The organism is Gordonia sp. (in: high G+C Gram-positive bacteria) (assembly GCF_047600385.1).
In the GTDB taxonomy this organism is placed as follows: domain Bacteria; phylum Actinomycetota; class Actinomycetes; order Mycobacteriales; family Mycobacteriaceae; genus Gordonia.
In genome coordinates, this window is the sequence record NZ_JASGKZ010000001.1 from 1813537 (window position 1) to 1839365 (window position 25829).

A 25829-nucleotide genomic window follows, 5' to 3' on the forward strand; every position below is an offset into this window, starting at 1 on the left:
TGCCGGTAACCACCGTGACGGGTGGTGAGACACGCCGATACGGACATAAGAAAGTTGATCGATAAGATAATTAATCGAATATCTGATCGCGGTGTCGTCGCCGGTGGTCGACTATGCCGCTGCCTTAGAGTATCGGCTATGGACAGCGGCCCGACCCTCGGTTTCGGTCGCCTGAGGGCGATGCGCCTGATGGCGGGCATCGTCGTCGTCTGCGGCCTGGTGTCGGCGTGCGGAGCTCCCGAACACGCCGCACCGCGGACGACGACCGCGGAGCGCACGGTGTCCGGCGGCGCTGCGCCGGCACGCAAGTCCCTTCCCTCTACCAGCGCGGATGCGGACCGTTCCTGCGATCAGACATCGCCGTGCGCCATGGCGAGACGCAGTGCGTCCACGCCCGGCGGCGGCTCGCCGGGGAGCGCCCGGCGCGGTGGTCGCGATGCCGCCGGTCACACCGGGGCCCGGGTGCGCGAGCACGGGTGACGGCCGCGCGCATCGCCGCCGGATCCGAATTCTGATAACGGATCGATACCCGATATCTGACGGCTCATATCGTGTGTTATGTCGAATTCATCGATATGCGAGGAAATCCGTCATCGTCGGCGACTGCCGTTATCGAGGTCGAATGCACACGGTTCGACCTGCTATTTCATGATCGGTGTCCTCTGATCAGATGAATTATTCGCGCGAGCCCCTGTCGGTCCCGCGGGGGGGGGGGGGGCTTAAATGAGCGCCCGAGCCCCGATTCGCGGGGTCCGACGAGGCTCCGATCCGGGGGCTCCGGAGGGGGCTTCGACGGAGCTCAGCCGGCGTGGGGGAGCCCCGCCGACGTGGGGGAACTCGGGCGACGTGAGGAAGTCCTGCCGACGGGGTGGGCTCAGCCGGTGAACGGGTGGACCTCCCGCCAGTGCCGGGCGATGTCGACGCGCCGGGTGATCCAGACCCGGTCGTGGGACTGGACGTGGTCGAGGAAGCGTTCCAGGGCCGCGGTCCGCGCCGGGCGCCCGGCCAGTCGGCAGTGCAGGCCGACGTTGAGCATCTTCGGCTGTCCGGCCAGGCCTTCGGCGTAGAGCACGTCGAAGGCGTCGCGCAGGTAGTCCTCGAAGTCGCGTCCGGTGGAGAACCCCTGCGGCGACGAGTACTTCATGTCGTTGGTCTCCAACGTGTACGGCACCACCAGCTGCGGGTGCGTGCCGTCGTCGGTCTCCACCGTCGTCCAGTACGGGAGATCGTCGGCGTAGGAGTCGGAGTCGTACAGGAAACCGCCCTGTTCGACGACGAGCCGTCGCGTGTTCGGCGAATCCCGCCCGGTGTACCAGCCGAGCGGATGCTCGCCGGTCAGCGCGGTCATCAACTCGACGGCCTCGGCCATGTCGGCGCGTTCGACGTGCTCGTCGGTCAACTGATACGACTTCCACCAGAGCCCGTGGCAGGCGATCTCGTGTCCGAGTTCGCCGAAGGCCGCGACGGCCTCCGGATTGCGTTCGAGGGCCTTCGCGACACCGAAGATCGTCAGCGGCAGACCGCGTCGGGCGAAGACGTTCAACACCCGCCAGAGCCCCGCCCGCGAGCCGTACTCGTACAGCGACTCCATCGACATGTGGCGATTCGCGAACGGGGCCGGATCGAACATCTCCGAGAGGAAGGTCTCCGCGCCGGGGTCGCCGTGCAGCGGGTTCTGCTCGGCGCCCTCCTCGTAGTTGAGGACGAACTGCACCGCGATCGCGGCGCCGTCGGGCCAGCGCGGATCCGGCGGCGTCGCACCGTAGCCGATCAGGTCGCGGGGGTACGGATCGTCGTCGTGCAGGCTCATCGCAGCGAGGCCCGTCCCTGTTCGGTGAGCCCGCCCCACAGCCGCATGCGCAGCATGCCGCCGTCCGGGTAGACGTCGAGCCGGACCTCGGTGACCGGGGTGTCGACCGGGACGGCGAAACGATGACGGCAGTCGGCCTGCAGGCGCTGCTTCGGCAGGAGCTCGAACCAGGGTCCGTTGCCGTCGCGCCCGGACAGCGAGGCGTGGCCGGGGGCGTTGCCGAGGAAGTGCGTGGTGTCGAGCTCGGCCATGTGCACCGTGCCGTGCGCGGCCAGCTGGACGCTGACCCAGTCGTTGCCGGAGTCGCGGCGTCGTGCCGTCTCCCAGCCCTCGCCCATGGTGCGCCCGCGGCCGGGCAGCAGCAGGTTGTCCGGGGAGGAGAAGAAGCGGTTGGAGCAGCCCGACACCGAGGCGCCGTTCTCCAGGGCCGCGAGATCCACCGGGCCCAGTTCCAGCAGATCCGGGTCGGGTCGGGCTACGCCGTGCACGCGCAGACGGGCCACGCCGCCGTCGGGGTAGATGGACAGGCGCACGTGCGTGTAGGTGCCGCGGTCGGAGACCGAGTAGTCGTTCTTGGTGTCGCCGAACGCGGTGGAGCGCGGGACCAGCGGAGTCCACTCGGCGGCCAGCACCTCCTCGACCGACGGGTAACCGGGGATGCGGGCGCCCTCGACGGAGATCTCCGTCGGATAGTTGCCCTTGAACCAGGCGGTGTCGACGACGACGCCGTACACCACGCCTGGCGCCCCGAGCCGGACGATCGCGCTGTCGTGCCCGCCGCCGTCACGACGACGACGCGTCTCCCACCCGTCGTACACCTGGCCGGTGTGGCTGAAGGTGCCCTTGGTGAAGTCGGGGTCGCCGGGGTTGATCAGGTTCTGCCGGGGAGCGAAGAACTCGTCGTCGGCCCAGATCACCGAGCCGCCGAGGAGTCGGGCGGCGAGGTCGGGAAGGTTGTGGAAAGCATCGGCGGAGGAGGTCATCGGATCCTTTGCGGTCGGAGGCTTCGACACGGACTCGCCTGGCGGCTCGTCCGGCTCAGCAGGCGGGGTGGGGGACGTGCTGCCGGTGAAACGGGGTTCAGCCGGCGGGGTGGGGACGTGCTGCCGGTGAAACGGGGTTCAGCCGGCGGGGGTGGACGTGCTGCCGGTGAAACGAGGTTCTGCCGGCGGGTGTTCGGACGGCGCTGCGGAGGCCGGCCGGGGGCTTCAGGCGGGGAGGGGACGGCGGTGGACGAGCGCGTCGAGCACCTCGGCGGCGGCCTCGGGAGCGTGGACCCGGTACTCCGCCTCGGTGAACGCCTCGCAGGCCAGACCTCGGACGAGGAGTCCGGCGAGGGTCTGCGCCGTCGCGGGCTCGTCCGCGGCCGTGCCCGACGCATCGCGGCGGCAGTAGGCGTCGATCCGTTGCGCGGCGATCGGCATGGCCTCGCGGTAGAAGGCGATCGTCGCCGCCCAACGACTCACCAGGTGCCCGGGGTGCAGGTCCCAGCCCTGATAGATGCCGGCCTGCAACGACCGCGTCACCAGCCCCTGATGCAGGGCCAGCGCGGACCGGACGTCGTCGGGCGAGCCCTGCGGCAGCACCTGGGTGGAGCCGTCGGACACCCACACCCCGGCCTGCGCGGCGGCCAGCATCATCACCGCCTTCGCGTGGTCGGCGGCCGGGTGGGCCAGGGACTGGAACCGCGGGGCGATGCCCAGCGCGGCGGTGTAGTCGTAGGTGCCGAAGTGCAGGGCGCTGCACCGGCCCCGCGCGGCGCGGATCGCGCGGGCGATCCCGGCCGTCCCGTCCGCGCCGAGCACGATGTGCGGGCTCTCGATCTGCAATTCGAAACCCAGCGTGCCCTCGGGCAGGCCGTGCGCCTGCTCGAAGGCCTCGCACAGCACGAGCAGCGCGGGCACCTGGTCGGCGGACCGGATCTTCGGGACGGTGAACACGAAGCCGTCGGACACCCCGCCCGCGGCATCGAGGACCAGTTCCAGGGTGCGGATGCCGCGCCGTCGTTCCTCGGGCTCCAGGCCGCGGGCGCGGATCCCGAAGCGGGTCGGGGCGGCCGCCCGGAGCGGGGTGGTGGTCTCGGCGGAGACCTGGAGCGAGCGGAGCGGAGATCTCGACCATCGAGGAGGAGCGCTCGACTCGGGACGGGAGGGGCCGAAGGCGGCGAGCACGGCGCCGATCCGGCGGGCGTCGGCGTCCTGCGCGGCGTCGTCGGCGCCGCCGTAACCGTCCTCGAAGTCGAAGCGCAGATCCTGGATCGGGGCGGCCGCCAGACGTCGTGCGACGACGTCGGGGTCCACCCCGGTCAGCGCGTCGCCGTGGTCGGCGAGCAGCGCGGAGGCCTGCGCGCCCCACTGCTCCACCGTGTCGGCGCCGCCGCGGTCGGCGGGCACGTAGACCGAGTGGACGGGCTGGCGGCCGGTGCGGTCGCCGGGGTACTGCTCGGCCAGGGCGGCATCCACCGGCGCGAGGATCTGGTCGATACGCTGCATCGTCGTCTCCATGGTCGTCATCGGAGCTCCAGGGCGAGATGGACGTCGACCCGGTCGGTCATGTCCGACAGGTCGCGGCCCATGAGCTGTTCGGCACGGCCGATCCGGTAGCGGACCGTGTTCTGGTGCATGTGCATCGCGGCCGCGGTGCGGACCCACGAGCAGTCGTTGGAGAGGAACTCGGTGAGGGTGTCGAGGAGTCCGGACCGGGTGTTCTGGTCGTGCTCCTCGAGTGGCCCGAGGACCCGGTGGACGAAGTCCAGGCGCACCTCGTCCGGCAGATGCGAGAACAACGACGCCGCGGTGCCCAGCGAGGCCGCCGAGACCACCGACAGGGTGCCGCGCCGATCCGTTCCGGTGCCGTCGTCGAAGCGGGCGGCCTGGCGGGCGCCGCGGACGGCGCCGTCGAAACTCGCCCCGCCGGCGATCTCGCAGTAGCCGATCGACGGCGGCCCGTCGAGCAGGTCCACGACCCGCCTGATCTGCGCCGCGAGGGTCTTGACGACGTTCTTGGCGGCGCGCGTCGGGACGTACGCCACCACGTCGTCCTGCCAGATCGCGACGGTCGCGTCGCCGGCGGCGACGGCGAGGGCGTCACGGGTGAGCGGTCGTACGCGTTCGGGGTCGCCGCACCGCACGACGACCACCACGCCCGCACCCCGGCAGCCGGTCGCCGCCGACTCTCCGGGGCGACCGGCGGACTCGGATCCGGCGGTCGCGTGACTGCGCAGCTCCGTCGACGGGTTCCCGGCCTCCAGGACCTCGGCGACGACGAGATCGTCGTGCCGGTCGCGCAGGACCGTCGTCTCGGCCTCCCGGGCGTGGACCAGCGCGGCGACCGAGGCGAACTCGGCGAAGGCGTCCATCGCATCCACCGACAGCGCGCCGGGCGGGGTGTCGACGACGAGATACCAGGCCCGGGTCGCGTCGCGGACCCGGCCGACGGGGAGCACCGTGCGGTCGGCCGCCGCCAGCGGGAAGTGCCGGGTGCCGCGGGCGGCGTCGAGCACCTCGTCGACCTCCTGATCGGAGAGGCCGCGGCCCACCGCGCAGACGGGGCGTCCGGTGGCGGTGAGGATCTTGCAGTTGACCCCGGTGTGTCCGACGACGATCGACGCCAGGTCGTCGAGTTCGCGGCCGGCCGCGAGGGAGGAGAGGAGCCGACGCGACTGATCCAGGGCGGCGCGCATGCGGTCGGCGCGATCGGCGCTGCGGGAGATGAACTCGCCGATGATGTCGGCGAACGAGACGTCCGCAGGCACCGAGAACAGCGGCATGTGCCTGGTGCGGCAGGCGGCGACGAAGTGGTCGGGGACGATTCCGCCGAAGTGGTCGACGCCCGCGCCGACGGCGAGCGCTCCGCCCGCCTGCGCCGAATCGAGGAAGCGCTCGGAGGTGGCCGGGTCGCCGTCGTGGAACAGCAGTCCGGTCAGGAGCAGTTCTCCGCCGCTCAGGTAGCGCTGCGGGAGCGGCTGATCGGTCACGAAGACCCGTTCGGTCGACAGCTCGCGGGCGCCACCGGGGTCGACGATCAGTTCGAGCCGCAGGTCGCGGTTGTCGAGCAAACGCCGCAACTGCATGGCGAAACCTCCAAGATGTTCTGTCGAGGACACTAGGAAGCGCGTGTTGCCGGGTTGTTAAGCCGTTGCAACACGCGCGTTCGCGATCGATTCATCGCGGTGCGGCCGAGCACGGGACTACGGACGCGGATGTGCCGCCCGGCGGTTCGCGGTGGACCACCGGGCGGCACACGAGAGCGGGAGCGAGGTCAGTGACCGGCGCTCGAGTCGACCGCCGGACTCTTCACCTTGACGGTCTGACCGGCCTCGAACGAGCCGCCCTCGGCCAGCACGCGCATCTCGACGTCGCTCACGTTGCGGGCGCGGGCGGCGGCCATCGCCATGCCCGACGGCTCCACCGGACGCCACACGTTGAACAGGAGGTTCAGCAGCACCGCGGTGATGGCGGCCGAGCTGATGCCCGACTCCAGAATGGTTCCGGCCCACGACGGCAGACCCGACCAGAAGTGCGGCGAGACCACCGGGACCATGCCCATCGCGATCGAGACCGCGACCACCAGCATGTTGGTGGTGCCGGAGTAGTCGACCTTGGTCAGCGTGCGGATACCGCTCGCCGCGACGGTGCCGAAGAGCGCGATGCCCGCGCCGCCGAGGACCGGGGTCGGGATCATGCCGACCACCGCGGCCGCGGCGGGGGAGAGCCCGAGCACGATCAGCACGCCGCCGCCGGCGGCCACCGCGAAGCGGCTCTTGATCCCGGTCAGCGCCACCAGACCGACGTTCTGGGCGAACGCGGTCGCGGGGAAGGCGTTGAACACCGGGGCGATCGCCGAGGCGCCCATGTCGGCGCGCAGACCCTTGGAGACGCGCTTGGTGTCGACCTTGGTCTCCACCACCTCGCCGACGGCCAGGATATCGGCGGTGGTCTCCACCATGATCACCAGGATCGCGATGATCATCGAGATGATCGCGGCGGCCTGGAAGGTGGGCATGCCGAAGGCGAAGGGCTCGGGGATGCCGACGACGTCGGCGCCGGACAGCCCCGAGGTGTTGATCTTGCCGGCGATCGCCGCGATGATCGTGCCGCCGACCAGACCGAGGAGGATCGCGACGCGGGTGAGCTTGGCGATCTTGGAGAAGACCAGGATGAGCAGCAGGGTGGCCATCGCGATGCCGATGTTCGCGACGTCGCCGAATTCCGGATTGTGGACCTGCTCGCCGTCGACGGTGATCATCTCGTTGCCGGTGATCCAGCGTGCCGCCACCGGCATCAGCGACAGGCCGATCACGGTGATGACCGAACCGGTGACGACGGCCGGGAACAGCTGCACGATCTTGGCGAAGAGCGGGATCGCCGCCAGCCCGACCAGGCCGGCCACCATGATCGCGCCGAACGCGGACCGCAGACCGTCCGTGCCGTCGTCGCCGATGATCGCCAACATGGTGGCCACCGTGGCGAACGAGACGCCCTGGACCAGCGGGAGCTGCGAACCGACTCCGGGGAAACCGATGGTCTGGACCATCGTGGCGATGCCGGACAGGAACAGGCAGCCCGCCACCAGGACGGCCTTCTGCTCCGGGGTGAGGCCGGCCGCGCCGCCGATGATCAGCGGCACGGCGATCACGCCGCCGAACATCGCGAGGATGTGCTGGACCCCGTAACTGAGGTTGGTGAGGAAGGGGAGTCGCTCGTCCTCCGGGCGCCGGCCGACGGGGACGTCGGGCGGCGTGTCTGCTGCTGTGGTGGGGTTCTCGGCGTTCATAGGCCCCAGAGTGGGACCGGGCGGGCGCCCGGGCCATCGGAGCGGATCCAAAGAATCGGGTGCCGTCACCGCAGCCGATTGGCAGATCGTACGAACCCGCCGGACACCCGCCGGTGGTCTCCCGGTCGTCTCGGGGATGCGTCCGCGTTGCCGTCGACGGGTCTACGAATCGTTCCGCATCGACCGGCGGATCTCCTCGAGCCGGGACTTCGCGGCCTCCTGGCGCTCGTCGAACGCGTCCCGGGCTGCGACCGCTTCGGGGATCAGACCGGCGAGTTCCTCCGACCCCAGCGCGGTCGCGGTGCGCTTCTCGATCTTGTCGCGGACGTGATCCAGCGTGGGGCGGCCGTCCTCGGTGTACCCGGTCGCCTCCGCCGGGGAGGGCGCGGGCGGAGGAGTCCACCCGCCGTCGTCGACCGTGAACTCCACGTCGATCGGTTCGTTCGTGCCGCCTGTCATGCGTCCAGTCTGGCAGAAGGTCCGATGCCGGGCGCGTGGATCGGGTCGCCACAGGTGACGTGCGGATCGGGTCGTGGCAGGATTCGAACGCAGCGGTGTCCGGAGGCGGGGCCTTCGCAGCGTCGACGGATCGGGACGCACGAGGCGCGGAGAGGCGAGGGTGACGTTCGACACGAGGATCGTCTGGCTCTGCCTCGCCGCCGTGCTGGTGACGGTGGGTGTGCTGCTCTGTCTGCAGTTCCTGCTCAATCGCAGCGAACGGGCGATGCTCTACTGGGGGCTGGGCAAGGTGGCGGGCGCGAGCGGGGCGATGCTCGTCGGGCTGCGCGGCTTGATCCCGAACGTGTGGTCGATCGCGGTCGGCAACGTCCTGGTGACCTTGGCGATGACGCTTCTCATGGTCGGCTGCCGCCTGTTCAACGGGCAGTCCGTGCGCACGGCGTGGATTCCCCTGCCTGCGGGGATGCAGTTCGTCGTCTACCTCCTGATCGACGCGCTCGGCGGCGGCGCCGACCTCCGCGGGGCCGTGGCCGCGACGTTCATCGGCGGGCTGGTCGCCGCGGGAGCGGTGAGCTGCGCCGCCGCCGAGCGCGTCGAACACCTGAGATGGCGGACGTGGTTCATCGGCGTGCTGGTCGGCTGGGTGGTCGTGATGGTGTTCCGGGTGGTCAGTGCGGCCCTGCTGCCGGGCAGCGGCGATCCGGTCGGCGACCACGTCTCCCAGTTCTTCAGCGCCGTTGCGGTGATCGTCCTCTCCCTGACCAACGGGGTGGCGTTCATGATGATGTCGCGTGAGCGGATCGACGCCAGGCTCACGGCGATGACCATGATCGACGGCCCGACGGGAGTCCTGAACCGGCTCGGGCTGCAGCGGAGCTACCGCGAACTCGGCCGCGGCGGGCGTCCGGTGGTCGTCGTCCTGACCGACATCGACGACTTCAAGACCGTGAACGACAGACACGGGCACGCCGTCGGCGATGCCGTGCTCGGGCGGTTCGCCGCCGTCGCGCAGCGGACTCTCGGGGCGGCCGGGGTCGTCGGACGGTACGGCGGCGACGAGTTCTGTCTGCTGCTCGGCGAGGCGACCGTCGACGACGGACACCGACTCGCCGAGCGGGTCCGGCTGGCCTTCGGCGCCACGGCGACGACGACCGGCGACGGCGACACGGTGCGTTCGACGGTGAGCATCGGCGTCGCCGTGGCGTCGAACCGGTCCGGCACGCTGAACGAGGCGTTGAAGACCGCCGACGCGGCCCTCTACGAGGCGAAGTCCACCGGTCGGAACCGGAGCGTGATCGCCTCGGACGCCGGTGACCGGGTGGACTGACGGCCGGCGTCGTGCCGCGTCCGCGGAGGCCTCGGGCCCGCCGTGTTGCCACGATGTGACGTTTGCGTGAACTACCGTCGGCGCCGCGCCGGTATGACCACAGGAGACGGCGTTTACCTGTGCCGAGTCCGCTCCGAAGCGCAGCGGTCGGATGGCACCATACGACCCATGCACATGACTCCGGGAGACACTGAGAAGCTGCTGCTGGCGGTGGCGGGGATGGTGGCGCGGGACCGGCACGAGCGCGGGGTGCTGCTGAACCACCCGGAATCGGTCGCGCTGCTCTCGACGTGGGTGATCGAGCGGGCCCGCGAAGGAGTCCCGGTGACCGAGCTGATGGCGTCGGGCACCTCGGTGCTCACCCGCGCCGACGTGATGGAAGGCGTCCCGGAGATGGTGACCGAGGTGCAGGTGGAGGCCACCTTCCCCGACGGCCGCAAGCTCGTGACCCTGCACCGGCCGATCGACTAGGAGGACGACATGGGCTCGACCAGCACGTCCGGACCGGGAGCGATGCGCATCCGTCCCGGGACCGTGGAACTGAACGCCGACCGGTCCGCCGACGAACGACGCGAGTTCGTCATCGTCAACACCGGCGACCGACCGGTCCAGATCGGCTCGCACCTGCACCTGCCGGACGCCAACACCGCTCTGCAGATCCGGCCCGCTCACGCCGTTCCCGGCGCCGAGCACATCCGGCCCGCTCACGCCGTTCCCGGCGCCGAGGGAGACGAGGCCGCCGACCGCGCCGCCGCCCATGGTTTCCGCCTCGACATCCCCGCGGGCACCTCGCAACGTTTCGAACCGGGCGCCTCGCGCACCGTCGCCGCGGTGGCGCTGCGCGGAGCCCGGCGGGTCCCCGGCATCGCGCTCGGCAAGACCGACGGAGGACGACTGTAATGGTGCACATCGATCGTGAGCGGTACGCCGCGCTGTACGGTCCGACCGTCGGCGACCAGATCCGTCTCGGCGACACCGACCTGTGGATCGAGATCGAGCAGGACCGGACGTTCGGCGGCGAGGAGTCGGTGTTCGGCGGCGGCAAGTCGATCCGCGAATCGATGAACCAGTCCGTCCGCACCCGTGCCGAGGGGGCGCCGGACACGGTGATCACCAACGTCGTCGTGCTGGACTGGTGGGGCATCGTGCGCGCCGACGTCGGCCTCCGCGACGGCCGGATCGTCGCGCTGGGCCGCAGCGGCAACCCGGACGTCGCCGACGGCGTGCACCCGGACCTGGTGATCGGACCGTCGACCGACGTCATCGCCGGCGAGGGCCGGATCCTCACCGCGGGGGCGATCGACTCGCACGTCCACCTGCTCTCGCCGTCGCAGCTGCACGAGGCGCTGGCCACCGGCATCACCACGGTGATCGGCGGCGGCACCGGCCCCTCGGAGGGGTCCAAGGCCACCACGGTGACGCCGGGCGCCTGGCATCTGCGGCAGATCCACCGGGCGCTCGACGCCGTCCCGGTCAACGTGGTGCTGCTGGGCAAGGGCAACACGGTGTCCGCGGAGGGCCTCGCCGAACAGGCGCTCGCCGGCGCCGGCGGCTACAAGGTGCACGAGGATTGGGGATCCACCCCGGCCGCGATCGACGCCGCGCTGACCGCCGCCGACGACTGGGGCCTGCAGGTGGCGCTGCACTCGGACTCGCTCAACGAGGCCGGGTACGTCGACTCCACGATCGCCGCGATGCGGGGCCGCTCCATCCACGCCTTCCACGTCGAGGGCGCCGGCGGCGGCCACGCCCCGGACATCCTGTCGATCGCCTCGCTCCCGCACGTGCTGCCCGGCTCCACCAACCCGACGCTGCCGCACACCGTCAACACCGTCGCCGAGCATCTCGACATGCTGATGGTCTGCCACCACCTCAACCCCGCGGTGCCCGAGGACCTGGCCTTCGCCGAATCCCGCATCCGGGCGACGACGATCGCCGCCGAAGACGTCCTGCACGACCTCGGCGCCCTCTCCATCACCTCCTCCGACGCCCAGGCGATGGGCCGCATCGGCGAGGTGATCGCCCGGACCTGGCAGGTGGCGCACGTGATGAAGGCCCGGCGCGGGGCGCTGGACTCCTCCGGGCTCGATGCCCCGGCGCCCGCCGACAACCTGCGGGCCCGCCGCTACGTCGCCAAGTACACGATCAACCCCGCCGTCGCGCACGGGCTCGACGACGAGATCGGCTCGGTGGAGGAGGGCAAACTCGCCGACCTGACCCTGTGGGATCCCAAGCTCTTCGGCGTGCGTCCCGCGCTGGTGATCAAGGGCGGAGTCATCGCGTGGGCCGGTCTCGGCGACCCGAACGCGTCCATCCCCACCCCGCAGCCGGTGCTGCAGCGTCCGGCGTTCGGCGATGCGATCGGCGCCGACCTGTCGGTCACGTTCGTCTCCCCGGCCGCGCTCGACGACGGCCTCGCCGAACGCCTGGAGCTGCGTCGACGACTGGCGCCGCTCAAGCCGACGCGCGCGGTGGGCAAGAAGGACATGAAGGTCAACGACGCCCTGCCGTCGATCGAGATCCGGCCCGACACCTTCGCGATCTCGATCGACGGGGAACCGGTGACCCCGGCGCCCGCGGAACGACTGCCGCTGGCGCAGTTGTACACGATGTTCTGATGCCGGGGGCGGAGTGAGCGCCTACGCGGCGATGCTGCTCGCCGATGCGCGGCTGCCGACGGGCGGACACGCCTACTCGGCGGGGGTCGAGCCCGCGCTGCGGGCGGGGCTGGCGCCGGACCGGGTCCGGGAGTACATGATCGGGCGCGCGCTGACCACCTCGCGCACGGAGGCCGGGACCGCCGTCGTCGCGCGGAGCGCACTGGCCGGCGGGTCGTCGTCCGGCCTGTCGCCGGGCAACGGGCTCGACGACGTGCTCGCGGCCTGGGCCGCCCGCACCCCGTCGCCCGCACTGCGGGAGGCGGCGGTGGCGCAGGGCCGCGGCTACCTGCGGTTCGCGCGGTCGCTGTGGCCCGGCGCACCCGAACTCGAGGAGCTCACGGCGGTGACGCGGCCGCTGTGCCGGCCGGTGGTGCTCGGCGCGGTGGCGGTGCTCGCCGCGATGAGCCCCGCGGACCTGGTCCGACTCGTGATCTACGACGACGCGGCGACGGCCGCGGCGGCGCTGCTGAAACTGGAACCGCGCGACCCCGCCGAGGTGAGCGGCTGGGTCCTGGACGCCTGTGCGGCGGCGGAGCCCTCGGTGGCCGAGCTGGCCGCCCTCACCGACCCCGGCGCGATCCCCGCGTCGGGTGCCCCGCAGACCGAGGAGTGGGCGCAGGCCCACGCCGTGATGAATCAGAGGTTGTTCCGTGCCTGACACCGTCTCTTCCCCCGCCGATCCGCACGCCCGCGATCTGCGCGCCTTCCGCCTCGGCGTGGCCGGTCCGGTGGGGACCGGGAAGTCGTCGTTGATCGCGACGGTCTGCCGGTCGCTGAACGAGGATCTGCGGATCGGCGTGATCACCAACGACATCTACACCGACGAGGACGCGCGCTTCCTCAAGTCGGCGGGCGTGCTCGACCCGGAACGGATCCGCGCGGTGGAGACCGGCGCGTGCCCGCACACGGCGATCCGCGACGACGTGACCGAGAACCTGCTGGCCGCGGAGGACCTGGAACGCGACTTCGCGCCCCTCGACCTGGTGCTGATCGAGTCCGGCGGCGACAACCTGACGGCGACGTTCTCGCCCGCCCTCGTCGACGCGCAGATCTTCGTGCTCGACGTGGCCGGCGGCGGCGACGTGGCGCGCAAGGGCGGGCCGGGGATCGCCCGGGCCGACCTGCTGGTGGTGAACAAGACCGACCTCGCCCCGTACGTGGGCGTCGACGTGCCGACGATGCTCGCCAATGCGACCGCGGCCCGCGAGGGCGGCCCGGTGCTCGGCCTGTCCAAGCACGACGAGGACTCGGTGCGCCGACTGCGGGAGTGGGTGCTGGCGATGATCGCGGCGTACCGCGGCGGCGAGCACACCCCGGTCGATCCGGGGCCGATGGCGCCGCACTTCCACGCCGACGAGGAGCACCCCGACGGCGGCTACGTGCACTCCCACTCCGGTGCCGATGCGCACGACCACCGGCACTGACCGCCGTCCCGCGAACGGGGCGGGCCGATGACGGCCACGGTGATCGGCGTCGAGGCCCGCAGTCCCGTCGCCCGGGTCACCGCGACCTCCGGGTCGGGGACGGTCCTGATCCCGCGCCTGGTCACGCGGACCGAGCGATCGGCGCAGGTGGCGCTGGTCGCGGGCGGGGCGATGCTGCTCGGCGGCGATCGACTCCGGGTGCGCATCTCGGTGGGCGCCGGCTGCACGCTGGAACTCACCGAGGTCGGCGGGATGGTGGCGTACGACGCCGACGGCGCGCCGTCGTCCTGGTCGGTGGAGGCGGTGCTGGAGCCGGGGGCCACGCTGATCTGGATGGGCCTGGAGACCGTGGTGTCCGGGGGCGCGAACCTGACCCGGTCGTCCCGACTGAGTCTGGCGGACGGCGCGTGCGCCCTGATCCGGGAGACCACGGTGCTCGGCCGCACCGGCGAGACCGGCGGGCGGGCCCGCCTGGTCAGCGACGTCACCTGCGCGGGGACACCGCTGCTGGTGGAGGACTTCGACGTCCGCGGCGACCGCCCGGTCCCCGGTGTCTGCGACGATCACCGGGTGGTGGACACCGTGCTGATGGCCGGTCGACGGCCGTCCGACACGGCGGGCGCGATGCGGCTCGACGGTCCCGGCGCCCTGGCCCGCTACCTCGGACGGGAGACGCACCCGAGCCCGATACCCGAGATCTGGGCGCGCTGGGTCGACGAGGTGCGCGCCGGATCCTGAGGCCTCGATCGGCGTGTCGCGGAACCGGATCGGTCTCCGCCGCGTCTCAAGTGTCATGGGGATCGAGAACGGGGTGTTCAGCACACACGACCTGGCCCGGCTCGGGGTGACCCGGGCCGAACTGCGCGGGTACGTCGAGCGCGGCGCGCTGATCCGGCTGCGCCGCGGTTGGTATCTGCGCACCGGGGCGCACGATCCGGTCGCGGCCGCCGCGGTGCGCGACCGCTCCCGGTGGTGGTACCGACCGGGCCTCGACTCCCGCCGCCTGCCGCGCGGGACCGGGTAGCCGGGACGCGCGGGCACGACGAGGTCGCGGCCCGCCCGCCCCGGCGGCGGACGTCAGTCCAGGGCGGTGCGTCTGCGACCGAAGACCAGGTACAGGCCGGGCAGCAGGCCCATCGAGTTCACCAGCGAGAGCCCGGTGCCCCAGAGCCACTTCGGTCCGTTCACCTCGTCTTTCGGCCGGGTCGCGAGATCGCGGCCGGCCCAGACGCGCAATCCGGCGTCGACCGCGGCGGCGGCGATGATCGCGCCCTTCTGTCCACCGGAGAGGTCGTTCCACTTCTGCTTGGCCATGGCGGCTCCTTCTGTCGGGTTCGGGGTCGGAGGTCGTCGGGATCGGGGCGGGCGGCGGGGCTGTCGCCGGTGTCGAGGTCGTGCGGCGGCGGGACGGTCGGCTCAGAAGACCCGATACGCGGAATCGGAGACGGTGAACCCGCTCCCGGTCGAGTCGTTGCGGCAGGTCACCCCGGTGGTCTCGGCGACGAGACAGGTGAACCCCGCCGCGGTGAGCGGTGTCCCGTAAGGGAGGACCCGGCTCGTCGGCGGCCGCGAGTTCGGATAGAACGGGGCATCGCCCTGGAAGACGAACCGGCCCGCGCCGGAACCGTCGACGAGCACGGCGTTCGGTTTGGCGCGCTGCCCGGAACCTCCGGGCAGCGGCTGCGCCGGCGCGTCGGCCGGGATCCGGCCGTGGCAGCCGGCGATCCCGGCGGAGGCGAGGATCCCGCAGTGGAACTTGTCCGACGCCGAGTGGAAGTAGTAGCCGCCGTCCTGCCGGAAGGCGTTCGCATCGGCGGCGGCCCGGGTGGGGGCCGCCGGGGCGGCGGGCGTCGGGGTCGTCGCTTCGGGGACGGCCGTCTCGGGGTCGGCGGCCTCGGCCGGAGCGGTGACCACCTCGGTGACGGTCACCGGGGCCGCGGTGGTCGCCGGAGACCCGGTGATCTCCGCCCCGCACGCGGTGGCGGAGAGGACCGCGGCACCGGAGACGGCGCCGAGGAGGAGGCGGTGAGCGCGTCGCATCGGTCTCTCCCACGGGCCGGGGCGGACCGGACGTCCGCTCACTGTTCACTGTGCTGAATGAACGGTAGACGGCCGCACGACGACACGGAAGAGGACAGGCCGGACAGCGGGCGAGGACGGGCCGGACAGCGGTGCGGCGCGGGACTTTGGCCTCGTTACCGGGGCGTCCGGGGTTCGTACGATCGACTTCGACGGTGGTCGACGGGAGAGGAACGGCAGTGGCACAGCAGTACGTACGGGGACTCGACGAACTGGGGCTGGCGGATGCGCCGTCCGTCGGCGGCAAGGGGGCGAACCTCGGGGAGCTGATCCGGGGCGGGTTCCCGGTGCCGGGCGGGTTCGTCGTCACCAAGGAGGCGTATCTCGCGGCCGTGGACGCCGCGGGTCTGCGCACCGAACTCGCCGAGCACGCGCTGCCGCCGGAGGGCATCGTCGAGAGCGATCTGCTCGCGCTCGCCGACACCCTGCGGGCCGAGGTCTCGCAGGTGGAGATGCCCGCCGAGATCGCCGCGGAGATCATCGCGCGATACCGGGAGCTCGGCGAGGCCTCGCGCGTGGCCGTGCGCTCGTCGGCCCCCGCCGAGGACGCCGCGGACACCTCGTTCGCGGGGATCCACGACAGTTTCACCGACGTCGCGGGCCCGGAGCAGTTGATCGCCGCGATCAACCGGTGTTGGCAGTCGCTGTGGTCCGCCCGCGCGATGACTTACCGGCGCGTGCAGGACGTGACCGAGGAGCCGTCGGTGGCCGTGGTGGTGCAGTCGATGGCCGACTCGGAGACGGCGGGCGTCATGTTCACCGTCGACCCGCGGACCGGCGACACCAACCAGATCCTCATCGAGGGCGCCCGCGGCCTCGGCGAGGTGGTGGTCGGCGGCCAGGTGGAGCCGGACACGTACACCGTCACCAAGGAGCCGCGCCGGATCGTCGACGTGCACCTGGGCGCCCAGGACTTCCAGTTCGTCGCCGGGCGCAGCGCCGACGAGGTGCCCGAACGGATCGCCGCCGAGGACCGCGGCGGCCGTGTGCTGTCCGACGACCAGGTGCTGGCCCTCGCGCAGATCGCCGTCGACGCGGAGCGGCACTACGGCGCTCCCCAGGACATGGAGTTCTCGTTCGCCCGGCCCCGGTCGGGTTCGGGTCCGCTGGAGGCGTTCATCGTGCAGTCCCGTCCGATCACCACGCTCGACGCCCCCGCGCCGGTCTCCGCCGCGGGCGGGGCGACCGGTGGCGAGGCCGGCGGTGCGGCCCTGGTGACCGGACTGGGAGCGAGCCCGGGCATCGCATCCGGCCGGGTGCGGATCATGCGGGAGGTGTCCGAGGCGGCCGGATTGAACGACGGCGACGTCCTCGTCGCCCCGATGACCCGACCGGACTGGCTGCCGGTGCTGCGGCGTGCGTCGGCGATCGTCACCGACGGCGGCGGCATCACCTGTCACGCGGCGATCGTCGGCCGCGAACTCGGGAAACCCGTGGTGGTGGGGGCGCGCGGCGCCACCGAGACGCTCACCGAGGGCGCCCAGGTGACGGTCGACGGCACCACCGGGACCGTCTCGGCCGGAGCCCCGGCCGTCGTGGCGGCCCCGGAGCCCCCGTCGGCGGGAGCGGTCGCCGCGCCGGCTCGAAGAGATCACCGCGACGCGGGTCTACGTGAACCTCGCGACGCCCGACTCCGCCGCGGAGGTGGCCGCCGGGGACGTCGACGGCGTGGGACTGCTGCGCGCGGAGTTCATGATCACCGAGGCGCTCGACGGACTGCACCCGGCGAAGCTGCTCGCGCAGGGACGTCGTGACGAGTACATCGAGAAGATGGCCGCGGGCGTGGCGACCATCGCCGCGGCCTTCGGGGACCGACCGGTGGTGTACCGGGCGATCGATCTGCGCTCCAACGAGTTCGCGGCGCTCGACGGCGGGGAGGCCGAACCCGACGAGGACAATCCGATGATCGGCTACCGCGGGTGCTACCGGTACGTCCGCGAACCGGAGCTCTTCCGGCTCGACCTCGACGTGATCGCGCGTGTGCGCCGCCGGCACCCGAACGTGCACCTGATGATCCCGTTCGTGCGGACCAAATGGGAACTGGAGGAGTGTCTGGCGCTGCTCGACGCACATCCGCTCGGCCGGGACACGGGTCTCAAACGGTGGATCATGGCCGAGGTGCCGTCGGTGGTCTACTGGCTGGCGGAGTACGCGGCCCTGGGGATCGACGGGGTCTCGATCGGCAGCAACGACCTCACCCAGCTGGTGCTGGGCGTCGATCGGGACTCCGAGACGTGCGAAGACCTGTTCAGCGCGACCGATCCCGCCGTCCTCGACGCGATCGACACGATCATCGACCGCGCGACCGCGGCCGGGATGACCACGTCGCTGTGCGGGCAGGCGGTCTCGATCCATCCGGACCTCGCCGAACATCTGGTCCGGCGCGGGATCACGTCGGTGTCGGTGACCCCCAATGCGGCGGCCCGCACGCGTCATCACGTGGCGGTGGCCGAGCGCGCGATCATCCTGGCCGCCGCCCGGCGCTGAACTCGGGGGCGGCGCGGCGGGGCGTCGTGCCCGGATCGGCTCGGCCCGCGGGGGAGACGCCGCGGGCCGGTGCCGGGGCGATCCGGTCGATCAGCGGTCGTGCACCGCCGCACGAGAGGTGCTCGCGGCGGGCCGGGAGGTGCGGGCGGCGGCGGGGCGGGAGGTGCGAGAGGCCGGGCGGGAGGTGCGCGCGGCGGGGCGGGACGCCGCCGGCCGCGCCGTGGCGTCCAACTGGTGCCGGACGTCGCCTAACTGCATGAACAGGATCTCGTCGGCGAACGTGCCCGCACCGATGTTCGGGAAGGCGCCGCAGTCGCCGTCGGACTCGCCGGGGGTCTTGATGTAGAGCTTGTTCACCGGGGCCGCCGCGGTGAACGTCTTGCTCGCCGGGGTGCCGAGGCGCTGCCCGCGGGGGTTGCACCAGGACTCCGATCCGGCCGCGGTCACCGGGGCGCCGTTGCGGGAGTTGTCGATCATCAGGGAGAGGGGCTTGCCGAACGCGGTGCCGACGGCGGTGCCGTGCTGCTGCGTCTCGTCGTCGGTCTTGAAGTTCGACACGTTGAGGCTGATCGCACTGATGTCGGCGCCGGCCTGCTTCACCCGGTTGAGTCCGTCGACGGTCTGGGCCACGGTCGGCCAGCCCGCGGTCCCGGCGTCGAGGTACACCGACGCGTTGGGATTGCTGCTCTTGAACTTCTTCAGCACGTCGGCGAGCAGCTGGGCGCGCTCGGTGACCTGCGCGGACGACGGTTCGCGCCCGGGCTCGGGGGCCACCATGTGCGCCAGCGCATCGGGTTCGACGATGACGACGGCCTTCCCGGTGCCGACGGTGTTCGAGACCTGGTCGATCCACGTCCGGTACGCCGCGGCGTTCGCGGCGCCGCCGCCGGAGTGATTCCCCAGGTCGCGGTTGGGGATGTGGTAGAGCACGACGACGGGGACCTTCTTCTGCGACGCGCCCTGAGACATCAGCTCGCGGAGCCGCGGGATGCCGTCGCCGCCGATCCACTCGGCGACCGGGGTCTTCTGCAGATCCTCGATCTTGGTCTTCAGGTCGCCGGAGACCACACCGGCCAGGCGCGCGAGGTTCTCGTAGAAACTCGCGCGGGCGCCGACGAGGTAGTCGGTCGGCACCGGAACGGGGGTGCCGGGGGTGGTCGGCGGGGCGCCGAGGCTGTTGTTGCCGTCCTCGGCCACTCGGCCGGGGCCTCGCTCGCCCAGGCTGCCGTTGCCCAGGCTCCCGTTGCCTCCGCCGGTGAGGGGGGAGGTCAGGCGGGGGCGCGGATCGGCCAGTGCGGGTCCGGCCGCGGCGTCGACGCCGAGCAGCGCGGTGGTGGCCAGGGCCCCCGCAACGAGCCCGTTCTTCGCCACTTTGGACAACCTATTCACACTAGTCACAACGGTCACGTCTTGGAATTTACCGGGACCGGGCGTGTCGCGCCACCGGGCGATCTCGTTCGAGGGACGTTCCGGTCTCACTTGACCAGCTGTTCCGTGCCCAGCAGGCGCCAGAACAGCATGGTGTCGAAGGTGCCGGCGGGCGAGGTGCTGACGCCGCACACGCCGTCGGATTCGCCGGGACGCTTGATGTACAGCTGCTCGAAGCGGTTCTGCGGGTCGAAGCGATCGTCGATCGACGTCCGGGTCCGCGCCCACGCCGGGTTGCACCACTGCCGGTTGGGCGCGGGCGCCCCGTTCCGGGATTCGTCGATGATCGTGTACAGCGGTTTGCCGTAGGCCTTCGAGATCTGCTCGGAGTACGCCCGGGTGTCCTCCTCGGACTGGAAGTTCGAGACGTTCAGCGAGATGCCGGGGACCACGGCGTCCTTGGCCGCGACTCGCCTCAGCAGCTGGGCCGTCTCCCGGGGCGAGAGCCACGCGCTGTTGCCCGCGTCCAGGTAGACCGCGGTGTGCGGGTTGTTCTTCGCGAACGTGCGGAGGGTGTCGGCCAGCAGGTCGGCGCGCTCGTCGGCGGCGGCGTCGTCCATCTCCAACATGTGCGGGAGGGCGTCGGGTTCGACCACGACGACGGTGCTGTGCTCGCCGATCGCATGGCTGACCGACTGGATCCACTTCCGGTAGTCGGCTCCGTATGCGGCGCCGCCCGCGGAGTACTGATCGAGGTCTCGATCGGGGATGTGATAGAGCACGAACGCCGGAATCGTGTCCTTGGAGGCGGAGATCGCCTTGCTGATCCGCTCGGGTCCGACGTCGCCGCCGATCCACTCGGCCACCGGCTGTCTGCGGATCTGCTCGTACGACTCGAAGGCGCCCTCGGGCAGGTAGTTGCCGAAGAACGCCTTCATCTCGTCGGCGGCCTTGCTCAGATCCTCGAAGTACTGCGGCGTCGCGGCCAGCGAATAGCGGGCCTCGGCGGGGGCGATACGGCCCGCAGGCGGCTGATTCGGGGCGCTGGCCACCGGTTCGTCGGCAGCGCCTCCGCAGGCGGACAGGGTGACGGCGAGCGCGGCTGCCAGGGCCGCGGCGACGACGGGTGAACGGCGCATGTCGGTTACTGCTCCTCCACGGATTTCGTGACTCTCAGCCAGTGGGCGACACTGTGCTGACCCTGGTCGTCGTTGAGGAAGACCATGTAGTTGCCGAGCGGCATCAGCGCGGGATCGGTCGGCATGGTGACGGTCACCTCGTTCCCGGACTGGGTGAACTTCACGTCGACGGAACGCTGGTTGGTGTCGGTGATGTGGGTGACCGAGGCCGGGACCATCATCCGGACCGAGGTGATCTTAGCCGGAGCGTCCCGACCCTTCAGGGTGAAGACCCCGGTGGAGCCGAGGGACAGGGTCTTCGGCCCGCGCTCGAGCAGCGGCCGCTGCAGGCCCTTCTGCTGGGCCTGGAAGTACTCGGGCGGGGTGAAGATCTCGAAGCGCTGGTCGAACTTGCCGGGCTTCTGGTTCTTCGCGTCCGAGAACAGCGGGTCCGAACCGGTGGTCAGGATCTGGCCGTCGGGCAGCAGCATCGCCGTCGAATGGTAGTTGCGGCCGACCTTCGGCGCGGCGATCTTCCGGAGCTTGCCGTCCTGGCCGAGGATGTACGCCTTGTGCAGATCGCTGGAGAACATGCCGCGGTACTTCTCGGCGCCGTTGGTGATCAGAAGGTCGCCGGAGGGCAGATTCACCAGGTTCGGGTAGCGGGTGGGGTTCTCCAGGTCCGTCAGCGGCGTGAAGTGCGGCTTGCGGGACTTGAGATCGACGACGTCGATCCGGCGCGTGGACTCGAGCGAGTCGCCGACGCCGCCGCCGCCGACCACGACCAGCCGCTGGTCGTTCACCGGACCGAGCCAGGCGGCCGAACCGGTCTCCAGCAGGTGCGGATCGCGGATCCCCGGGACCGGGGTGAAGGTGTTGCGCGAGAGGTTCCAGAATCCCGGTTCCCGGGCCTTGGTGGCGGGGCCCCAGCCGGTGCTCGGCCCGGCGAAGAAGAGGCGGTCGTCCCGGGTGGTGCTGAAGATCGCCGGGTACGTCGGGAAATACCGTTTGAACTCGGGGCGCTCGGTCCACTTGCGCGTCGCCGGATCGTAGGTCTCGATCTCGCCGTCGAGGATGGCGCCCGCGCCGTCGAGTCCGGAGATCGCCATCACCTTGCCGCTGGGCAGAGTCGTCAGGGTCGGGTACCACCGGCCGTAGTGCATGCTGGCGACCCGCTCGTACTGCTCGGTGATCGGATTGAACTCGTAGGCGTCCGGGAGTCCCTGGTACTCCTTCTTCTCCATGGTCAGCCGGGGCGCCCAGGCGTGCACGACCGACGTGGGGCCGCCGGGCAGGCCGACGGTGAACGGATGGTTCGTCGTCAGGACGCCCGCGGCGCCCTCGACGTCGGACGACACGTAGACACGGCGTTCGGTGGGCACGGTGGCGCCGGTCATCTCGTCCTGGGTGGCCGGCGGAAGCTTGATCTCGGCGTCGGACAGGTACTTGTTGCCGTTCCGGTTGGAGGTGAAGACCGTGCCCTTGGGGATGGTGTAGGTGCGCGTGGGGTCCTCGTTCACCACGGTCATGGGGCCGCCGGCATTGGTCATCTTGGCGCCGAGTTTCTCGTAGCCCTGGTTGCCGCCGGCCACGAGGATGTTGCCGTTGGACAGGTGCGCGTGTCCGGCGCAGAACATGTCGGTCGGGGTCTCGACGTGCTTGACGACGCCGGTGGACGGGTCGTACACGATGGTCTTGTAGGTGCCCGCCTCGAACATCTCGACGTTGTTGCCCGAACCCGCGATCAGCAGCACCTTGCCGGTGGGCAGCATCGTGGCGTGGATCGCGTTGATGCGGTCGCCGCCGTTCAGTTCGATGACCTGCCAGCGGCCGTACTTGGCCTGGTAGTCGGGTGAACTGATCTCGCGTTCGTGCTTGAAGTTGTTGACCAGCATCACCGCGGGCGGTGCGGTGATCGCGCCGACCACGCCGAGTGCGATCAGAATCACCGGGATCCGCCACCACCGGGCGATGAACTCTCGGGTCTTCGTCATGGCTGCGCGGTCTCCGTGGTCGGCGTGGGCTGTGAGGCGGGGGTCTGAGAGGCGGTGGTCGTCGGGTCGCCGGGCGTCTCGGGATCGGACTCGGCGGGGGTCTCCCGGGCGGCTCTGCGGTGCCGGAGGACGCTCGAGTACCAGATCAGGACGGGCGCCACGGAGAGGAGGAGGGCCAGCACCGGCCAGACCAGAGTGGCGACGGCGGCGTGACCGGTGAAGGAGATCTGCCCGATGACCCAGACGTAGAGGGCGGCCCAGAGCAGGTTCCAGCGGAAGGTGAACAGCGAGTCGCCGTCGACGCTGCTGCCGCCCTTCGGCGTCACGTCGAACGTGGGATTCGACGTGGTCAGGGACTTGAACAGGGCCACGACATAGATCGGGGCGGACGAGACGCTCATGAACATGCCGTAGACGCCCCACGAGTTGGCGGACTCGTAGGGACTGACGTTGTATCGGCGGGCCGCGATGAACACGGTGATCTGCAGAACCGTCGTCCAGGTGTAGAACAGCACCCAGTGCTGGGGGTCGACCCGGGTGCCGCTCTCGCCGAAGAGCGCGAACAGGACCGAGTTCATCGCGCCGAACACCCAGGTGAGGGCCATGACCGGGTAGAACGACATCAGCAGCAGATAGTGCATGACTCGGCGCGGACTGTGCCAGCTCCGGAGCATGTGCAGGAAGAACGGTCCGGCGATCACGTGCCGGATGGCGCCGGTGGCCCAGCGGTTCTGCTGCTTGAAGTAGGCGCCCCAGGTGTTCGGGCCCTCCCCGTGGGCGAGCACGTCAGGCGTGTACACCGCCCGCCAGCGGGCGCCGGTCTCCGGATTGCGTTTGTCGAGCACCTCGAGTCCGGTGGCCAGGTCTTCGGTGATCGAGGCCTGGGCGCCGCCGATCTGCTCGAAGACCGACGTGCGGATGGCGTAGTTGGTCCCCACCAGCATCGCGCCGCCGAAGGAGTTCGCCGCCGTCTGGATCAGCGAATGGAAGACGAACTGCTGGGACTCGGCGAGCTTGGGCACCACGTCGACGGTCGAGTTCGCATAGGCCTGCGGGGCGGCGACGAAGGCGACGTCCGGGTCGTTGAAGTAACCGAACACGCGGGTGGTGAACTCGGGCATGGGAACGTGATCCGGGTCCAGGCCGAGGATCAGGTCGTAACGGGGCAGGTCGGGGTTCTCACTGATCGCAGTGTAGGCGGCGTTGACGTTGCCGTGCTTGGTCTTCGCGGCGAACTTGGGCCCCTCGTTGAACCGGTCGATGCCCAGACGGCTGATCCGCCGGACGCGGTTGCCGGGCCCCGAGGCGTTCAGACGATCGACCAGGTTCTGGACGAGGTCGGGATTGTCCGGATCGCCCTCATCGAGCACGAAGACGTCGACCAGCGGGGGCTCGTCGACGTCGGAGGCCTCGGTGCCGCGGGGCGCTTCGAGAGCGCGGGCCGCGGTGAGCGTCTCCTCGAGCATGCTCAACGACTCGGAGGACGGGACGAAGGTGATGAACAGCGCCGCTTTGAGATTCCGGTGCGGTTTCACCGGGACCGGTGCGCGCACCTGCGCCGAGGAGATCGTCAGCATCGTGATCAGCAGCAGCCGCAGGACCTCGATGGTCAGCGTCGCGATGATGACCATCGAGGCGGCCAGGCTCGCCGCCCGCAGGACGCGGTCGTCGATCGGGGGGCCGGAGCGGATCAACCAGACGGCGTAGGACACCGAGAGGGTCAGGGTGAGCAGGCTCAGCAGCCAGATCCACGCGGTGCCGAAGAACCCGGACATCCGGCGGAACCGGACGCGGGGTTCGGGATCGTCGACGACGGACCCGGCGACCTGAGACTTCTCGACGATCAACTGCGCGGTGTGCTCGTCGACGACCGCGGTGCTCGGCATGGCGAACGGGAGGATCTCCGCCGGACGGGACTCCCGGTCTTCGGTCTCGTCGACCGTGGTTCCAGACGACGTGGTTTCGGGCGCCGTGGTTCCGGTCGAGGCGGTTGCCGGCGCGGCGGTCCCGGCCGGTGCGGTCCGGATCGGTTCGGTGTCGATCGAGACGATCGCGAGCGGTTCGGTCTCGGTGTCGACCGACACGATCGCGATCGGCTCGGTCTCGGGTTCGGTCTCGAGCGGTGCGGACTCGGGTTGCGTGGACTCGGCCGGTGCGGTCTCGGGGGCCGAATCCGCCGCGGAGTCCGCTGCCTCGGAGTCGTTTTCCACAGAGTCCTCTTCTGCGGAGTCGGTCTCCGCAGGGGCCTCCGACTCGGAGTCGGCTGCTGCGGAGTCCTCTTCCACGGCAACGTCTTCCGTTGCCGTCGCTTCCGTTGCCGGGTCGGCGTCGGACTCGGTCTCACCCGGCTCGGTCTCACCGGACTCGGGGGCGTCGGACTCGGACTCGGGGTCGCTCGGCTCCGGCTCTCCGGACTCGGGCTCTGCGGACTCGGGCTCTTCGAATTCGGGGTCGCTCGCGGAGGACTCCTCGGGGGAGTCGGTCTCGTCGGTGTCGCCCTCGGCCGCCTCCGGTGCGGTCTCGATCTCCGGTGCGGTCTCGGTCTCCGGTTCCACTGCGGTTTCCGGTGTCGTCACGGTCGCCGACGTCGCTGCGTCGACGACGTGGAGTCGCGGCTGGGGGATCTCGGTCTCCACGGTGGTCTCGACGGCGTCGTATCCGCCGTCCACGTCCTCGATGATCACGTGACTCTCGATGATCACGCGGCCGCCGACGGGCACGCCGACTTCGGCGGCCGGCGTTCTGTCGCAGGGGTCCGCGGCCGCGATCAACTCGGAGTCCGAGTAGGCGTCGATCACATCGTGCATCATCGTCCCGGGCTGGATGTCACTGGTCTGAGTCACCGGTGCCCCTCCTTTTCTGCCTTCGGTCCTGCAGCGCCCAACCTAGCCTGTATCCAGTGGATTTCCGTAGTCAGACGACAATCTGTAGTAGATCTCGCACTGTGTCTGCGGCCCGCGGATCGGCCTCGCAGGCGCAGTCCGGGACGGTGTGCCGGGCTGCTGATCAGCGTTTTATGCGGGAACGATGCGTCGTTCCCGGTCGCTCCGGCGCGGCTCGGAGTCGAGGGGCCTTCAATGCGCAGACGTCTCGGAAGGTTCATCCGAACGGGGGACGCGGCGCCGAGGCGTGCGGAGGGCCCGCCCGGACGATTTGGCGTCCGGGCCTCGGATTTCCTACACTAGAGCGGTTGCCCGGGTGAACTGTGCCCCCGGGAGCCACAACTTCATACCTTTTCCGGTCCCGGCGAAAAGCCAACGGAACCGGACAGGGTCCGCCGGGTGAGCGATCGCCCGGGATGAACCTTGCACAACTATCCACTTCGTGG

General features: G+C 70.8%; 21 protein-coding genes and 1 pseudogene. 10 read left to right on the forward strand and 12 right to left on the reverse strand.

The window, feature by feature from the left end; genetic code table 11:
- Positions 1–138 precede the first annotated feature (138 nt).
- Positions 139–480 (forward strand): hypothetical protein, encoded by a 342-nt coding sequence (locus tag QM809_RS07970; protein ID WP_415045253.1) that lies wholly within the window; start codon positions 139–141, stop codon positions 478–480.
- 394 nt (positions 481–874) lie between these two features.
- Here QM809_RS07970 and puuE read toward each other — a convergent pair whose 3' ends face one another.
- The 6 genes from puuE to QM809_RS08000 all read right to left on the reverse strand — a co-directional run bounded on the left by puuE (position 875) and on the right by QM809_RS08000 (position 8044).
- Positions 875–1810, reverse strand: coding sequence for an allantoinase PuuE (gene puuE, locus QM809_RS07975; protein ID WP_415045254.1), 936 nt, complete (start codon positions 1808–1810; stop codon positions 875–877).
- Positions 1807–2793, reverse strand: a complete 987-nt coding sequence (gene alc, locus QM809_RS07980) for an allantoicase (RefSeq protein WP_415045255.1) — start codon at positions 2791–2793, stop codon at positions 1807–1809. Before alc ends, puuE begins: the two co-directional genes overlap by 4 nt.
- A 225-nt stretch (positions 2794–3018) precedes the next feature.
- Positions 3019–4302 carry a DUF6986 family protein gene (locus QM809_RS07985; protein ID WP_415045256.1) on the reverse strand — a complete coding sequence of 428 codons (1284 nt, stop codon included), beginning with the start codon at positions 4300–4302 and terminating at the stop codon, positions 3019–3021.
- A 17-nt stretch (positions 4303–4319) separates the two neighbouring features.
- Positions 4320–5882: a PucR family transcriptional regulator gene (locus tag QM809_RS07990; RefSeq protein WP_415045257.1), complete on the reverse strand. Its 1563-nt coding sequence runs from the start codon at positions 5880–5882 to the stop codon at positions 4320–4322.
- Positions 5883–6070: 188 nt separating this feature from the next.
- A complete protein-coding gene (locus tag QM809_RS07995; RefSeq protein ID WP_415045258.1) occupies positions 6071–7585 on the reverse strand; it encodes a nucleobase:cation symporter-2 family protein in 1515 nt (504 codons plus the stop codon).
- 162 nt (positions 7586–7747) lie between these two features.
- Positions 7748–8044: a hypothetical protein gene (locus tag QM809_RS08000; protein WP_415045259.1), complete on the reverse strand. Its 297-nt coding sequence runs from the start codon at positions 8042–8044 to the stop codon at positions 7748–7750.
- Between the two features lie 160 nt (positions 8045–8204).
- On the opposite strand from QM809_RS08000, the gene QM809_RS08005 reads away from it, so the two are divergent.
- The 8 genes from QM809_RS08005 (at position 8205) to QM809_RS08040 (ending at position 14479) form a co-directional block, all read left to right on the forward strand.
- Entirely contained in the window at positions 8205–9371 is a 1167-nt protein-coding gene (locus QM809_RS08005; RefSeq protein ID WP_415045260.1) for a GGDEF domain-containing protein, read from the forward strand.
- 168 nt (positions 9372–9539) lie between these two features.
- On the forward strand, positions 9540–9842 hold the full coding sequence (locus tag QM809_RS08010) for an urease subunit gamma (protein WP_415045261.1): 303 nt from the start codon (positions 9540–9542) through the stop codon (positions 9840–9842).
- A 9-nt stretch (positions 9843–9851) separates the two neighbouring features.
- Positions 9852–10271, forward strand: coding sequence for an urease subunit beta (locus QM809_RS08015; protein WP_415045262.1), 420 nt, complete (start codon positions 9852–9854; stop codon positions 10269–10271).
- The gene (locus QM809_RS08020; protein WP_415045263.1) at positions 10271–11989 is read left to right on the forward strand and encodes an urease subunit alpha; all 1719 of its coding nucleotides are present in this window, start codon (positions 10271–10273) and stop codon (positions 11987–11989) included. The genes QM809_RS08015 and QM809_RS08020 overlap by 1 nt, the downstream gene beginning before the upstream one ends.
- 13 nt (positions 11990–12002) lie before the next feature.
- Complete coding sequence (locus tag QM809_RS08025; protein WP_415045264.1) at positions 12003–12689, forward strand: urease accessory protein UreF; 687 nt, start codon at positions 12003–12005, stop codon at positions 12687–12689.
- The gene (gene ureG / locus QM809_RS08030) at positions 12682–13455 is read left to right on the forward strand and encodes an urease accessory protein UreG (RefSeq protein ID WP_415045265.1); all 774 of its coding nucleotides are present in this window, start codon (positions 12682–12684) and stop codon (positions 13453–13455) included. The genes QM809_RS08025 and ureG overlap by 8 nt, the downstream gene beginning before the upstream one ends.
- Positions 13456–13482: 27 nt before the next feature.
- Positions 13483–14193 carry an urease accessory protein UreD gene (locus QM809_RS08035; RefSeq protein ID WP_415045266.1) on the forward strand — a complete coding sequence of 237 codons (711 nt, stop codon included), beginning with the start codon at positions 13483–13485 and terminating at the stop codon, positions 14191–14193.
- 55 nt (positions 14194–14248) lie between these two features.
- On the forward strand, positions 14249–14479 hold the full coding sequence (locus QM809_RS08040; protein WP_415045267.1) for a type IV toxin-antitoxin system AbiEi family antitoxin domain-containing protein: 231 nt from the start codon (positions 14249–14251) through the stop codon (positions 14477–14479).
- 53 nt (positions 14480–14532) lie between these two features.
- Here QM809_RS08040 and QM809_RS08045 read toward each other — a convergent pair whose 3' ends face one another.
- Positions 14533–14769 (reverse strand): hypothetical protein, encoded by a 237-nt coding sequence (locus QM809_RS08045; protein ID WP_415045268.1) that lies wholly within the window; start codon positions 14767–14769, stop codon positions 14533–14535.
- 102 nt (positions 14770–14871) lie between these two features.
- Positions 14872–15495: a hypothetical protein gene (locus QM809_RS08050; protein ID WP_415045269.1), complete on the reverse strand. Its 624-nt coding sequence runs from the start codon at positions 15493–15495 to the stop codon at positions 14872–14874.
- A 194-nt stretch (positions 15496–15689) separates the two neighbouring features.
- Here QM809_RS08050 and ppsA point away from each other — a divergent pair.
- Positions 15690–18021 (forward strand): annotated as a pseudogene (gene ppsA, locus QM809_RS08055) (phosphoenolpyruvate synthase).
- A 90-nt stretch (positions 18022–18111) separates the two neighbouring features.
- On the opposite strand, the gene QM809_RS08060 reads toward ppsA, so the two are convergent.
- The 4 genes from QM809_RS08060 to QM809_RS08075 form a co-directional block, all read right to left on the reverse strand.
- Entirely contained in the window at positions 18112–19392 is a 1281-nt protein-coding gene (locus QM809_RS08060) for a glycoside hydrolase family 6 protein (protein WP_415045270.1), read from the reverse strand.
- A gap of 104 nt (positions 19393–19496) precedes the next feature.
- The gene (locus QM809_RS08065; RefSeq protein WP_415045271.1) at positions 19497–20528 is read right to left on the reverse strand and encodes a glycoside hydrolase family 6 protein; all 1032 of its coding nucleotides are present in this window, start codon (positions 20526–20528) and stop codon (positions 19497–19499) included.
- A gap of 5 nt (positions 20529–20533) precedes the next feature.
- Complete coding sequence (locus QM809_RS08070; protein WP_415045272.1) at positions 20534–22501, reverse strand: galactose oxidase-like domain-containing protein; 1968 nt, start codon at positions 22499–22501, stop codon at positions 20534–20536.
- Positions 22498–25344, reverse strand: coding sequence for a glycosyltransferase family 2 protein (locus QM809_RS08075; RefSeq protein ID WP_415045273.1), 2847 nt, complete (start codon positions 25342–25344; stop codon positions 22498–22500). Before QM809_RS08075 ends, QM809_RS08070 begins: the two co-directional genes overlap by 4 nt.
- Between the last annotated feature and the right edge of the window lie 485 nt (positions 25345–25829).